16 protein-coding genes are annotated in these 14,002 nt (G+C 41.3%); 6 read left to right on the top strand and 10 right to left on the bottom strand.

The features are described 5' to 3' along the window. Positions 1–33 precede the first annotated feature (33 nt). Positions 34–816: a glucose 1-dehydrogenase gene (locus tag AUC31_RS02625; RefSeq protein WP_058381502.1), complete on the top strand. Its 783-nt coding sequence runs from the start codon at positions 34–36 to the stop codon at positions 814–816. 392 nt (positions 817–1,208) lie between these two features. Beyond that, positions 1,209–1,928 (top strand): 3-ketoacyl-ACP reductase, encoded by a 720-nt coding sequence (locus AUC31_RS02620; RefSeq protein ID WP_058381503.1) that lies wholly within the window; start codon positions 1,209–1,211, stop codon positions 1,926–1,928. A 42-nt stretch (positions 1,929–1,970) separates the two neighbouring features. Here the strand turns inward: AUC31_RS02620 and AUC31_RS02615 are convergent, their stop codons facing one another. Both AUC31_RS02615 and AUC31_RS02610 read right to left on the bottom strand, forming a co-directional pair. After that, positions 1,971–2,198: a hypothetical protein gene (locus AUC31_RS02615; protein WP_058381504.1), complete on the bottom strand. Its 228-nt coding sequence runs from the start codon at positions 2,196–2,198 to the stop codon at positions 1,971–1,973. A 91-nt stretch (positions 2,199–2,289) separates the two neighbouring features. After that, positions 2,290–2,478 (bottom strand): hypothetical protein, encoded by a 189-nt coding sequence (locus AUC31_RS02610; protein WP_058381505.1) that lies wholly within the window; start codon positions 2,476–2,478, stop codon positions 2,290–2,292. Between the two features lie 223 nt (positions 2,479–2,701). On the opposite strand from AUC31_RS02610, the gene AUC31_RS02605 reads away from it, so the two are divergent. Further along, on the top strand, positions 2,702–2,989 hold the full coding sequence (locus AUC31_RS02605; RefSeq protein WP_058381506.1) for a hypothetical protein: 288 nt from the start codon (positions 2,702–2,704) through the stop codon (positions 2,987–2,989). Positions 2,990–3,149: 160 nt separating this feature from the next. Here AUC31_RS02605 and AUC31_RS02600 read toward each other — a convergent pair whose 3' ends face one another. The 5 genes from AUC31_RS02600 to AUC31_RS02585 all read right to left on the bottom strand — a co-directional run bounded on the left by AUC31_RS02600 (position 3,150) and on the right by AUC31_RS02585 (position 8,189). Continuing rightward, positions 3,150–3,902 carry a GNAT family N-acetyltransferase gene (locus tag AUC31_RS02600; protein ID WP_058381507.1) on the bottom strand — a complete coding sequence of 251 codons (753 nt, stop codon included), beginning with the start codon at positions 3,900–3,902 and terminating at the stop codon, positions 3,150–3,152. A gap of 198 nt (positions 3,903–4,100) precedes the next feature. Then, complete coding sequence (locus tag AUC31_RS02595) at positions 4,101–5,411, bottom strand: endonuclease (RefSeq protein WP_058381508.1); 1,311 nt, start codon at positions 5,409–5,411, stop codon at positions 4,101–4,103. Positions 5,412–5,725: 314 nt separating this feature from the next. Beyond that, positions 5,726–5,893, bottom strand: coding sequence for a hypothetical protein (locus AUC31_RS17640; RefSeq protein ID WP_157073448.1), 168 nt, complete (start codon positions 5,891–5,893; stop codon positions 5,726–5,728). A 138-nt stretch (positions 5,894–6,031) separates the two neighbouring features. Further along, positions 6,032–6,493: a hypothetical protein gene (locus AUC31_RS02590; RefSeq protein ID WP_058381509.1), complete on the bottom strand. Its 462-nt coding sequence runs from the start codon at positions 6,491–6,493 to the stop codon at positions 6,032–6,034. Between the two features lie 664 nt (positions 6,494–7,157). Next, positions 7,158–8,189 (bottom strand): DUF2268 domain-containing putative Zn-dependent protease, encoded by a 1,032-nt coding sequence (locus AUC31_RS02585; RefSeq protein ID WP_058381510.1) that lies wholly within the window; start codon positions 8,187–8,189, stop codon positions 7,158–7,160. Between the two features lie 221 nt (positions 8,190–8,410). Here AUC31_RS02585 and AUC31_RS17635 point away from each other — a divergent pair, with 221 nt between their 5' ends. The 3 genes from AUC31_RS17635 to AUC31_RS02575 all read left to right on the top strand — a co-directional run bounded on the left by AUC31_RS17635 (position 8,411) and on the right by AUC31_RS02575 (position 10,830). After that, positions 8,411–8,581, top strand: a complete 171-nt coding sequence (locus AUC31_RS17635; RefSeq protein ID WP_157073447.1) for a hypothetical protein — start codon at positions 8,411–8,413, stop codon at positions 8,579–8,581. Positions 8,582–9,179: 598 nt separating this feature from the next. After that, complete coding sequence (locus AUC31_RS02580) at positions 9,180–9,749, top strand: hypothetical protein (protein WP_058381511.1); 570 nt, start codon at positions 9,180–9,182, stop codon at positions 9,747–9,749. A 322-nt stretch (positions 9,750–10,071) separates the two neighbouring features. Next, positions 10,072–10,830, top strand: a complete 759-nt coding sequence (locus tag AUC31_RS02575; RefSeq protein WP_058381512.1) for an alpha/beta fold hydrolase — start codon at positions 10,072–10,074, stop codon at positions 10,828–10,830. Between the two features lie 351 nt (positions 10,831–11,181). Here AUC31_RS02575 and AUC31_RS02565 read toward each other — a convergent pair whose 3' ends face one another. Genes AUC31_RS02565 through AUC31_RS02555 form a run of 3 tightly spaced genes read right to left on the bottom strand, consistent with a single transcriptional unit; the run spans position 11,182 to position 13,677 of the window. Next, positions 11,182–12,810 (bottom strand): hypothetical protein, encoded by a 1,629-nt coding sequence (locus AUC31_RS02565; RefSeq protein ID WP_058381514.1) that lies wholly within the window; start codon positions 12,808–12,810, stop codon positions 11,182–11,184. Next, a complete protein-coding gene (locus tag AUC31_RS02560) occupies positions 12,810–13,241 on the bottom strand; it encodes a prepilin-type N-terminal cleavage/methylation domain-containing protein (RefSeq protein ID WP_058381515.1) in 432 nt (143 codons plus the stop codon). The genes AUC31_RS02565 and AUC31_RS02560 overlap by 1 nt, the downstream gene beginning before the upstream one ends. After that, complete coding sequence (locus AUC31_RS02555) at positions 13,234–13,677, bottom strand: prepilin-type N-terminal cleavage/methylation domain-containing protein (RefSeq protein ID WP_058381516.1); 444 nt, start codon at positions 13,675–13,677, stop codon at positions 13,234–13,236. Before AUC31_RS02555 ends, AUC31_RS02560 begins: the two co-directional genes overlap by 8 nt. Positions 13,678–14,002: the final 325 nt, after the last annotated feature.

The following is a 14,002-nucleotide window of genomic DNA, read 5'->3' as shown; positions in this document are numbered from 1 at the left end:
TTTAGCATACCCATGAAAAGGAGAGATATTTCCATGATTAATTACCAAGACAAAGTCATCATTATCACCGGCGGAGGGTCCGGTCTTGGCCGCGCCGCTGCCGACTCGATTGCAGCTCAAGGCGGCAAGCTCGTCCTTGTCGACATGAACAAAGAATCACTCGAAGAAAGCCGAAAAGCAATCTTGGCACATTCGACAGATGCTTCAGTTGAAATTGTCGAAGCGAACGTGACCGATGAAGAACAAGTGAAAAACTACGTCCAATTCACGCTCGATACATTCGGCAAAATAGATGGCTTCTTCAATAATGCCGGCATCGAAGGCAAACAGAACTTGACGGAAGAATACGGCTCCGCTGAATTCGAAAAAGTCGTCAGCGTTAACCTAAACGGCGTATTCTATGGCATGAAGCGTGTCTTGAAAGTAATGAAAGAACAAGGCTACGGCTCGATCGTCAATACCGCATCGGTCGGCGGCATCCGCGGCGTCGGCAACCAGTCCGGCTACGCGGCGAGCAAGCACGGCGTCGTTGGCTTGACACGCAACTCAGCCATCGAATATGGCCAGTACGGCGTCAGCATCAACGCGATCGCACCAGGCGCCATCATGACCCCAATGGTTGAAGGCTCCTTGAAGCAAATGGCTGGTGATGATTGGGAAGCAGCCGGCAAAGAATTCGTCAGCGTCAACCCGATGAAACGTTTTGGCAAACCGGAAGAAGTCGGCAACCTCGTCGCCTTCTTGTTATCCGATGCAGCGAAATTCATCAACGCTTCCGTCATCCCGATCGACGGCGGCCAATCCTATAAATATTGATCACACCAACAGCCCGGGATTTCCCGGGTTGTTTTTTTGATTATCTCCAAAAACTTGATTTACGTAAACATGAACTCTTTTATTGCTTTATAAGTGTTTGAGCTGTCTAAGTGTTTGGAGAAGCGTCCGCTCGACTCCTGTGGTAAAGCGAGACGACCGAGACACCGCAAGAAGCGAAGCGGATGAGGAGGCTTGGGCGCGAGCCCACGGAAAGCGAGCGGTAAGCTTCGGAAAACACGATTTTCAGAGTCCCTTGTCAGCTAGACAAACATTAAAATATTTTCATTTCTACTCAAGACGCTTCACATGCATTTCAGAATCAAATCACAGATAATAGGAAAGTATTTAATTACGGGACGGCTTTGGCGTACCTGAATTTAAGGAGTGTTACGATGCAATCAATTAAAGGGAAAACTGCGATCATTACAGGTGGAGGACGCGGCATCGGCCGTGCGACAGCCATCGCTCTTGCTAATGAAGGCGTCAATGTTGGCTTGATCGGCTTGAAACAGGAGAACCTCGACAAAGTGTCCGTCGAACTACAAGATGCGAATGTGAAAGTGGCAACTGCCTCTGCGGACGTTACGGATCTCGCTGCGATTGAACAAGCGATCGAGAAACTCAAAACCGAACTAGGCGATATCGATATCCTCATCAACAACGCAGGCACGGGGAAATTCGGCGGCTTTTTGGAATTGTCACCGGAAGAATGGAAAAACATTGTCGACGTCAATTTGATGGGCGTCTATAACGCAACACGTGCCGTACTTCCAGGCATGATTGAGCAAAGTTCAGGAGACATCATCAATATCTCGTCCACTGCCGGACAAAAAGGCGCACCGGTTACAAGCGCGTACAGCTCTTCTAAATTCGCTGTCATGGGCTTGACCGAATCACTTGCACTTGAAGTGCGCAAGCACAATATCCGTGTCACAGCGATGACGCCGAGCACAGTCGTCACGGACCTGGCCCACGAGTCTAACCTGATCACGGGTGACGCTGAACGCGTCATGCATCCAGAAGATTTGGCCGATTTGATCGTCGCCAGCTTGAAATTACATCCGCGCGTTTTCGTCAAAAGCGCTGGATTATGGTCGACCAACCCGTCCTAAAATAAAATGGAGCTTGAGGGAAATCCCCTCAAGCTCCATTTTTTATTTGTGTTCGCTATCTGGCACGTCACGTTCGTCTTCTTCAGATACATGCTTCGAGTACTCTTTCGCATCTTCCTGCTCGTCCCGGCCTTTTTCTTCGCTGTAATTCGTTGCTTCGTTATCTCCATCCAAGGCTTCTTTTGTTTTATTGACTGCTTTATCGATCGCAGATTCGCGAGCTCCGACTTGCTTTTCAGGTGTGCGTCCAGCTGTTCCTTTTCTAGCCATACAGCAATTCCTCCTTGTCGTGCATTTTGTATACTGTACCCGCTCATCCGGAACTTACACCTGCTTGAATAGAACCCTTGTTATTACTCTGTTAAAACATGCCGCTTTCGTGGTTGCTTCGCACTGTATGGCGGCTCGCATCAGCTTCTGCCGTACTTTGGTTTAAAGTCTTTTCTTTTTTGTCTAAGCTGTATTTCTTTTTGGTCAATTTGTCCACTACATAACTCCCAATAAATAAAGCCCCGAAGAATCCCCAGAAGATCCACATCATCCAATGCATAAAATCCTCCCCTTTCATTTCAGCTCTTACTCATTTTCCCTTTGCCTTATAATACGTTTACAACTGCATAAAGTTTCAAAAATCGGTATTTTCAGTAATTTTATAATCTACTAAACTAATCGTTCAATGGTTGCCGTAAATATCCAAGAGTCTTTAGGAAACTAATGATCACCTTATCTTGTCTCTATTACTACTAATTCCCTATAAAATTGGAGGCAAAACTATGTGGTTTCTATTCGGGCTGATCGCAATCGCAGCCACTTGCGTAAATCTTTATCTGTATGCACTAGGCAAAAATTATAAATTAGCGATGGCCATGGGACTGTCGTTTACCGCTCTTACTCTTGCGGCTGATTACAGCATGGTCGCCGATTGGGTCCAGGCGGAGGATTGGTCTGCGCTATCGGATGTCGTGCCGATCATGTCAACAGCGTTATGGGTGTTGACGATCATTTCGATTTTACTAAATATCATCCCCCTACTTTTAGAATTCAAAAGCACAAAAGAATGACTGGGTTCTACAAAGTTCACAAATCCCCGCGTCCCTGAAAATCTTAAAAACGTCCTGTATATCCTCTGTTTGAAATGGCCTAATGACTAACCGTTCCGTATCCAATCGCATACCGAATCTACTCCTCCTATCACGTTAGGCTCACAGCCGGTGACCTTATTCATTTACCGCCATCCTTCATTCGATAAATAAACTTTTTCTCAATCAGTTCGCAAGCATTCGCTTTAAATATTCGCTGCATTGGAATATTGTTTTGTCCCGTCGCGCCAATGTAATAAGCGGCGCCCAGTTGTTTAAGAAAATGCAACGATAATTTATGAAGGTATTCGCCCAAGCCCTTGCCGCGAAAAGCCGGGACGATCCCGAAATAAAACAACCTTCCTTCATCGACCGTTCCTTGTTCAATTTGGGGCATGGTTACGCCAATCTCTTGGTCTTCATAAAAAATAACGATACAGCTTTTTTGATACTCCGGGCCCAGTTCAGATTGCATCCCTTCAAACTCTTGTTGTGCAGACAGGGACGTGAAAGGAGCGGAAGCATTCAGCGAACCAGCGCTAGCTTCTATCCATGTTTTTAAAAATACATCACTGGTTGTTTCTTGCAATGATTTAACCGAAAACGGCGCCTTTATCTCCACATCTTCAAAAGCAGACAAATCCCGCCCATAAAAAAATTGGGTGTCTTGTTTTTGAAAACTGAATTCTTCAAGCAACTCTATGTAGGGAGCCTGTTCAGCTTGTTGTTCATTAAGGATGATGGATACTGATTGAATTCCTCTTTCCGTAATGTAGTTCTTCAATTCACTCAAAATCTCTTCAAAGTGTTTTACAGAATCAACTTCTCCGATCTCTTCCATCACCAAGTAATTGGGAGTCCCATCTAAAATTTTGGCGTCACGTGTCGTAAACATCTCCACCACCCCTTCCTTCTCCACTTAGTATAATCCATTGAACACCCGAGCAAACAAAAAGAGAAAAGCGTGGCTTAGCACCGCTTTTCTCCTATTGCTTCATTATAGAAGTATCTACAAATCCCATGGCTAAAATAAATGATTCTCTCCCTACGCCATTTTCACGTTTTTCTTATCGAATATCCACTCAACAACTGCCTACCAGATCGATTCCGCCCATTCTGGATAATCGACGAACGGGTTGCGGTTGCCTTGGATGTCTTCGATTTTCTCGTTGCGCTGCTGTTCCCAAGTGCTGACAGGGTCTTGCTCATGCCATTCGAGCAACACGGAGATCTTGCCGTGGTAAGGCGTCGAGCCATTATTCACCAAGTCATTCAGTTCCAAATCTACCGCGTCGCCCGATTCATAGCGGACCGCCATATAAAACAGCATCCGGGCGACATCGCCTTTCACTTCATCCGGCGGCTCCCAGGAAGTCGCTGTTCGCAAGCAGCCGTCGCAACCACTTACGGCACTGCCGCCGTAATCAAAGTCCAAATTGCCGCGCAGCCCGTTCACTTGTACGTCGGTCGGGCGCAAATGATGGATATCCGTTCCCGCTCCCATTGCTGTGCCGAAGCTGCCATGAGACTTCGCCCATGTATGCTCGCGGTTCCAATCGCCGACATTACCGCCGTTCAAAGATTTCGAACGCGACTCGCCCGTATACAATAACAGCACATTGTTCGGATTATTCGGGTCTTCGTCCGTTATTTTCAATGCATCCCATACTTGCGAATAGCTGAGTTGCGTATGGTCATCAATGATTTCATGAAGTTCCGCTTTCAATGCAGATCCTTGCAAACCATCCGCTGTTTCATAATAACCAGATGGCACAGGAGTTGGATCTGGATCTGGAGTTGGCGTTTCATCAATCTCTTCTATCGCATGGCTTCCTAGGTATGTAAATGTATCTGCAGGATAAGCTGTCCATTCAGCTGAAGGATCAAACGCATCATTCACTGCGCTGTCGCCAGTCTGAATATCCGGATTGCGGACCAGTGTGACATCTTTCATGTTTTCAACGCGCGAACCTACTTGGCCGATCGAATCGATAGGAGATCCGGATTTTTCAAGTACCAATGCGTCATCGCCATTAAAATTAACCACACTGTTATTTTGCAAATCTCCCTTGCCTTGAATCGCTGAATCTGCGCCGCTATGATAAATAACTACCGTTTCACCGTTTGCGACAGTCCCGGAAAGCGCCATTTCGCTCTGTGCGTACGTGCTGCCATTTGTGTACAGCGAGACTGAATAAGGGCTCAATTCAACGGAAGCACCGGTCCCGTTATAAATTTCAATCGCTTTATTGAAGCTGCTGCCTTCAATGTATTCAGAAATAAAAAGGTCACTCGCCGGGGCAGCTGCCTGCACCGCTGTTTGCGAAGCCGGCACCCAAAGACTCGCCACCAGGCCCACTGATAATAAAGCCTTTGCCGATTTGTTCCATAAGCTGTTGTCCATCTTATTGTCGTCCTCCTTTTTGTAAAAGCGTTTAACTAGGCAGTGCTGGTTTGCTGGTTTCTCTTCTGTAAATTACTGGTACTTAATTATTCTAATTTACAGTTTTTTCTTCTCGCACATTTAACCTTACAGAACACCCTCTATAGCGTCAATATTATTTAGTAAAAATTACATAAAATTAATAAAAATAAAAAGTTCTGCAGCAATTGGGTTGTTGAGACACACCCACCGCAGCACCCGCTAGTTTGCTGAATGCATTACATTCAAAAATAAAAACCAACTTAAATTAAGTTGGTTTACTGATTCCTGCCTAATTAATTCGGATGATTTTGAGTACGCTTTTTGCTTTGAACATACGTGTAGAGCAAAGCACCTAGCACGAATGGAATTACGGCAATGAATATGCTCGTCGTTTCCGTATAAATCAGAACAGCAGGTGAGAACAATAGAATGATGCTTAGTATTTTTAACACAGAAATCATCAACTTCCCCCTAAAATTACGGATTGGATCATCCTTCTAGCAAGTTTTCTTGTCTTTACTAAATCTGTTCCATCTACCAAAAGAAATTCACTCTTTTAAAATATACTTCTTGAAGGCATTATCCAGATCTACCAAAGCTTATTCGAAAACAGCGTAGAAAAGCTTTGAGTCTCCAAGAAGGGTCAATTCATCTAAACCTTCACGGCTTGCTACATCATTAACTTGAATAGTGGAATCAAAGATTTCTCCATAGAATATAGTGACTTGCATTCCAGATTCAGTTTCAACCTCAAAGCTCCCCGTCGTATAAGGTAAGTCACCAGTGACTTCAAATCTGTGATTTGGAGCGCTTCGGTACCAGCTATAGCCTTCTTCACTTTCTGTGATACTTGCTACGCCTAAAGAGTTATCCTGTGCATACAACACAATTGTCTCGCCGTCATATTCTTCAATGGATACAGTGGACGATTCCCCGATGCCTTCCTCTTGCAACCCGTTTTCAATTGCCTCATCCCTCGTATCGTACCAATCGGACTGATTACAAGCAGTCAATATGAACAATACGCAAATACCAATCATTAGAGTTTTTAAGTTTCTCAAAGAGACCCTCTCTTGTCATCACTATTTTGCTATTGTTTTCGAGTGACATCATTATATACCTCAGAGAATGATGAGTGGCAGTTAAATGAACGTCAAAAGTAAAGTGATGACCACAGCCTGGCCCACTATGATTGAGATGTTCTTTATGTTCATTATTCTTTTCTCTGGAAGCAGCAGCTTATACACAACAGAAAAAATCACAAATAAAATTAGAAAGGTGAACAGCAAAGCTGATAAAAACTCGGTCATTGGATTTCTCCTCCTAGAAATTTGGCATCCTACTAGCCTCATGATAGAAGATAAATATTAAATACTTCACTAGTTTCGAACGTAGCGCCTCTAATGACAAACATTGGGTGCGACGATTTATTTAATGTGCTGCAATAGAAAACTTATGTTCATTAAAATAGAAAGTCAGCTTCACTCCCGTATAACCTTCAGGCCTCATAAAATATTAGGGTCATAGGGTTCCATTAAAGCTGCTGTGACTTCCTTTCTTTTACACTCGATTCTTTTTATTTTACGAAACGTAACAATGGAAAGAACAAAAAGTGATATGAATAGATAGACATTTTCTTGATTGTCTTTGCTCACAATTCCCACAATAACTTACAATCCTCCTTTTTCGAACCGCTCCTCTTTTGGTAAGGAAGCGATAGTTAGATTAATTTGATTTTAATGTAGCATACTCACTCCCTGCCAGAATTTCTTCTGCAGTCAATTCGAGCCATTCCTCAACTGGCATATCAGGGTGCTGCTTTAAAAACTTCTGCATAATGTCATATCCAATTATATGACTAGCAAACGGCGGCACTTCGACAACAGGATTTCCGTAATAAAAATCATTCCAAATTTCGATCTCGGGAGAATCTTTTTCTTCCAAGAACAGTGCTTTGGTTTCTTCTGTAATCTTTTCATCTGCGTTCAATATCCAGTCTTGTTTCGTTTCTGGATAATTCATTCTCGCAAAAGCCTCAGCTTTTCCTTCCATTACTGCAACTTCTAACAATGTGGAAGACATTGAATTATCCGCTGTTCCTCTTTCCATATCGATCATATGAAAGTATTCATGGGCAATGGTGTGTTGCAAGTCTTCTTCATTGAGAATGGAAGTAACAAATAGAACAATTACATCCTGCGCAAGTGCAAATCCTAGAGGATTTAGTTCTTGCGTCTTCCCATGTGTATATGCTGGATTCGCTAGAAAGATATGTACGGTCTTGTCACTACCGGGCAGCATTTCTGCTGATTTCTTTAAAGCATCTTCGATTGCTATGTATAGAGACTCTTCCCGATCCGATAAGGCCTGGAGTTCACTCTGCAACGGAATAATGTCTTTAGGTGGCGTAAAAAACCAGTAATCTGCATACATTGTGCCCTTCACTTCCCCAAAAGCATTCGTTTGGAACGGCTCTGTAACGGCTAGAGCATAAGACTCCTCCAGTGAATTCGGATTTTTCTTGGCTAATTTTATGTAATGATCAAATGATGAATAATACGAAAACAAACCAAACTTTTGGTTCCCTACCTTCATAGTAGATGGTTCAATCGGTTGAACTTGTTTGCTCTTTTCCTCTTGTGCTAACTCTACTTTTGCTTCCGTATCAGTCAAATCATCGGTTTCCACGAGCTCCACTGAGCATGCTGAGGAGAATAATGCTGAACATAATACTATGCCAGCTAGACTTTTCTTCAATATGTTCCACCTCTTCTAAAGCATTTTTTCTACTGTCTGAAGGCATTGAAAGGCTTCAATATTTATTTGCAGTTATCTCTTTACTGGCTATATATTCCTATTGTAGGGTATATGTACAATATTTGGAAACGCATTTTATAGATTGATTAAAAAAGCGCTGTTTACTTCTATCTTATTCACGTTAAAATCAACAGTTAATTATCTTGGATAAGGAGGTTCTTATGGAAAATGTCATTAGAATTATAGCCTCAGGTATTTTAGTGTTTTTACTCTATGTTTTATTTTTTGCAGGTGATCCTAACTCTTATACTACTTCAATAATAATTGCCAGCACTTCTGCTTTTGTTTTGTATTTCATCTCAGTGAAGTATTTTCAGAAATACCATAAGTAGATAAACACGCTGCGATAGTCTGAATGCAACTTATGGCACTCAGAATCCATTTAATTTATCAAATGAAAAGACTGTCGGATTTAACTAATCTGACAGTCTTTCCTGCATTCACTCCCCATACCCTTAACGTCTCACTCATGTCTTCTTTGCTGTTCTAATTTTTTTCAATAAAGCTCGCTTCATTCGTTATCTTCCCAGCCAAGCATAAACATAGCGCTGTTTACGCGACCCAATGACGGTTTGTAGCTCACTATGCATAATGTCGATGGAATCTCCTTCTTCTAACTAGAAGATCTCGGGAATCTCTTTCGAAATCACAATCCCGCCCAGTCGATTGATTCGTTTAGTGTACACAACTCCCTTCTTTAAGTTGTTTCTATGTTTTTTAACTTTTTGAGTAACGACGATCCTCTATTTCATATAATTAAGTGGTATATTGATTGAAAACAATTATAATTGATGCTTTGAATGCGATAGCTTACTAGCACGTCGGGTTAAATGCCTGTGTGATTAAGAGAGGTTAATGTTCAATAAACGGACCAAATTTCTAAAGAACTAACTATAAAAATTACAAAAATCAGTAAGAATGGGGAAGCTTATGACAAAGGAAAAATGGATACTCGCCGTTTTGGGAATCATGGACTTCATCCTTGTCGTCATGCATTATACAGATTATGTTCTACTCTTTTTTAAACCAACAGGATATATCATCCCTTTAGTTTTAAACATTATTGTTCTTAGTGTAATCGCCTTCAAATCAAAACTTTCTAAAGTATGGACATTTGCCACCCTTTTCGTTGGTATACCTATACTATTGTTTCATGGTTTTATCGTTCTATGGCTGGATAACAATTACACTGAAATCGTTAATCCCCATAGCCAGCAATCACTAGTAATCGAATACCGACATGCGACATTAGGGGAAACAACTTATGTTTATGATTTTTTCAAGACAAAGTATGGTTTTCTTGGCAAGCGCCTTGATGATCAATCAATTTCCATAATAGTTTGGGATCATTCGTCAAGTATCGATCCTGAAGGTATTTTAGGTTTGGGTAAAGAGGAATGGATTACTACAAATACCGTTCGTTTCTCTACTTGGGAAGGAATGAAGAATGTGTCTTTAAGTTCGGCCCAACCATCATTTGAAATGGAAGAGAAAAGGTAACTATATTTCAATCGATGCGATTAATTAAGAATAAAGGGTAGCGAGAGCCACTCTTTTTTGTTTGTGCTTTTTCCTATGTTTCAGGGTTAAGGTGAAGGCGGGTTTCAACGTGTAAACAAAAAACGAAACATCATCATGTGCGAAAATGACAATAGTAACGACATTTCTCAATGTTTATACTTGAATTATAAGAAGTATTAATTTAATTCAATCTAAATTAACATTTTCAAAAAATCCAGAAAGGAAAATTATTTAAAATGTTAATCAGTGGATTGCCTCTATCTTTCTACTTGATTGGATTAGGAATAATTCGGTACTCATAATGAAAAAAATTCTAAACAAAAAAACCCTATTCATCTCGCTTTTCACACTGGCTTTACTTGTAATTCTGAGCTTCACTATCTTTTTTATATGGTCTCAAGATACATTTGAAGCAGTAGATGCTGATCAAATCGAAATGGAGGAAGTTATCGAACCCGAGGACGGATGGTATATCTATAGAGCAGAAAATGCAGAAAAAGGGTTAATCCTCTATCCCGGCGCAAAAGTCGAACCTGAAGCATATGGCTATTTGGCTCAAGAATTATCGAAGCAAGATATCACAGTCGCCATCCCTTCAGTTCGATTAAATTTATCAATTTTAGATGTTTCAAAAGCTGATGAAATCATCGAAAGCGACGACAGCATCGAGTGGTATGTTTCGGGCCATTCCATGGGAGGCGCAGCAGCCGCTATGTATGCTGATCAACATTTAGATCGCGTAAACGGACTCATATTGCTTGGGGCATACGCAGCAAGCAATGACTATTTGAGTGAATCCACGTTACCCGTTTTATCCATCAGCGGTTCAGAAGATGGCTTAAGTACGCCTGAAAAAATTAAGGAAAACAGCTCGAACTTGCCGGAAACAACAGATTTCATTGAAATTCCAGGCGGCAACCACGCTTATTTTGGCGTATATGGCAGTCAATCCGGCGACAATGAGGCCCAGATCACAGTTAGTGAACAACAAGAAATCATTGTGGATTTGATTGTTGATTGGTTAGAAAATGATCATTCCTTAGGTCAGAGTGGGTCATGAAAACTTTATAATCCGCATAAAAACAGCACACGGTAAGCCGTGTGCTGTTTTTGAAGTTCACGTTTTATAATCTAAGGCTAGCAACTATTATTAAGTACGCCCATGTAGCAATCTCTAAACTAAGCTTCATTCAATAAGTAGTTTAATAAAAACATATTGCAGCCAAGCTGCGAGCAGATGACTTTGGCATTGTGCCGAAGTCATCTTTTCTAATTTTATTCCTTGCACTTTCATTTTAATTTCTGATATATGGGGGTGATAGTAGAGTAAATCTAAGAGCGAAATCTCTTGATGAAGCAAATAATGTGAGTTTTTGAAGGTAGCTAAAAGCATTCATCTCCATATTCTTCTTTACTCCTCGCTTATCGGAGTTGCTTTGATTAAACTTCCGTCTTTTTCGAAGCTGGTGTACTCGATAATTTCTTTTTGACCCTCAGTGTACTCCCACTCCCCAGAGTCACTCGACGGAGGAGAAATAGATCCTGCGCCACTGGCTGTAAAGTTCTTGGCGATGATATTCCCTAAAATACTACCGCTTCCAGTAAGAAAGAAATTGCTATTTGGTGCCAAAATGAGTTTGTTTCCCATATCTCCATGGCCGGATACTGTAATGGTGCTTCCTGTTCCATAGTGAATCAGATCTCCCATAAGCCCGTTGCTTCCTGTTACGGTCAGATCGGCTCTTTTGACATGAAACGTGGCATTGTATTTTGAGTTACCTCCTAGTGAAGGCGTCGTAGCTCCGGCATAAAACACTTCTACGTTATCCGGGCTTCCATTAACATTCAGATCCCCATTCGAATGGGTCATCTTATCTTTTATCACGATTCTGAGCTTTGAATTTGCCGAATTCTGCAGATGAATAAAACCATTTTTCACATCCCAGTCGTCGACGAATATAGTGCGATTTTGATTTTTAAGATCGAGTGTTAAATTAACTCCACTTTCAATTGACAGTTTTTTGAGATATACATCTTCTGAAAGCGTCCAAGTAGAATTATTGTTTCCTTTTAATGAAAGCACACCATTTGTCACGATGTTACTCCCACTTTGATTATCCGCAGATATCAGCGGAGACATGGTTGGAGCAGAAAAAACGGTAGCCACGTCAGGAAGCTGTGGCAGCTCTTGAACACACTCATTCTCCACTTGGCTCAAATCAACATTTTGAAAGACTTTTCCATTAACCTTCGAACCTCCCTGTGTAATGATGACTTTCCCCGAGGTGTAGACATCTCCATTTATGCCCGAACCTCCTCCAGTAATTCGGACATCACCCACTGAATATAAGTTGCCGTCTATAAAAGCACCGCCGCGTTGAATATAGGTTGTCCCGTTTACATAGATGGGTCCCTTCAAGCTGTTTGTATTATGGTAAAGATCTTCTGTTGTGTAAAGCGAGAAACACGCTTTTAGTTTCGCAATTTTTTCACCGTTGATTTCTTCCACCACGGTTTCTTGATCAACGTTCAATTGAATTTCGAGTAGTTGCGAAAGCACCTTCGTTTGATTTCGGCCAGAAGGAATCGGCACTACTCCGGTCGATTCTACATTGTATACAAGCGGGTCTGTAGAAACTAAGCTGAGAGCCGCTTCGGATACTGGAATATTCCCTTGCTGGGACTCATAGTTTTTGCTGTCTACGAGGTTCAATTCAGGAGTCAATAAGCCTTGCACGTTGTCTTTGTATTCTTGTTCAAAATTAAATTGAGCCTTATCCTGAGGAGAAGAAATCGCTTCAAACTGTTGATGCGTTTTTTTGAAAGCCTGTTCGACCAATAGCTGAATTTCTGCCCGTTTGGCCGTCAATCCAGCTTCTGCAATGTAGAAGCTGGATTGATTCCCGCGCTCGCTTTGTGAAAAACTCATTGTATTTGTAGCCATCGTAATAAGACTTAACCCTAAAACTCCCACCAACATGATTGCCAGGAGGGTGATAAAGAGGGAGTATCCTTTTTCATCTCCTACTTGTTGTCTCATTACAATTCTCCCCCTGTTCGGATAGCGATCGTTGATGTCCACTCTTTTTCATTGCTATCTTCCAATTCCAATTTCATAATTCCTTCTTCAATAGCGATAGTGAAATCATGAACGTTTGAAATGACCACTTGATTGTTTCTTTTCAGCTCGTCTTGTGCTGAATCGAAGCGATAAACAATAGGGTCTTCATTTGGAGGAGAGATCGTAAGAACATTGCTTACTACAGCCACTTGTTGTGGATGTTGTCGAATATCTCTAGTCATCGTGTTAATCAAAAGAGACATTTCCGTCGTGGTCATATTGGTGAGCTGATTTCTCTTATATGTGTTCTGTGACTGGATGATGATACTCATCACAAGAACAGAAACAATTGAGAGTAGCGTAATCGCAGCCAGCAACTCGACTAATGTGATACCTTTTTGATTACTCATGATTTTTACCCCATTCAATAATCGACTCAATTTGTGCGCCTTCACTCGAATCTTCTAAAGACAATACTTCGACCTTCAGTCCGCTGAGCGTTTCATTGAGCACGCTATTGTCTTCGTAATCTGAAAGGGTTAATTGGATAAAGGCTTGCTCTGTAGTCTTTTCATAAATTACCCGACTGCCTTGGTCTAAACTAAGACGATACTCTAAGTCGTCGACTAAAATGGTTTGATGATTGGATTTCAGAGCTTTTTGCGCCGCCTGATAGACCGTCTCTACCTCCGTCTGTGCAACAAGCGTATAGTCTATGATTTCTTTCGATACTTGGGTCGACTTTGCAGCGACCATTAAGAGAGAAAGAAAGGAAGTAAGCAACAGTGTGAGTATGACAATTGATGCAACTACTTCAATTAAAGTAAAACCTTTCTCGTTATCCATCCTTAAATAAACTCCTCTTATAAAACTATTTTCTTACATTTAATTATATCATTTAACATGATTATACTTTTAAAATTTAGGTATTAGGATTCTCATCTTTTTATAATCTGCAACTTATATAAATTCCTTTATTCTTAATACCTATCTAAAAACGACTTGGGATAATTCGATCAGCATAGTGAATAATGTGTTGGAGATCTATTATAAACAAGCACTTTTGATGAAAACAAAAAATAGCCCGATCACACGAATTGTTCTGAAGCTCCAAAAAAAACTGAACGATAATTAGAGTACTTCACAATTCACATAAAAACAGCACACGCTA

This window comes from Planococcus rifietoensis (genome assembly GCF_001465795.2).
Classification (GTDB): Bacteria; Bacillota; Bacilli; order Bacillales_A; family Planococcaceae; genus Planococcus; species Planococcus rifietoensis.
Note: the sequence above shows the minus strand (reverse complement) of the source record. Positions and strands in the feature narration are given on the sequence as shown.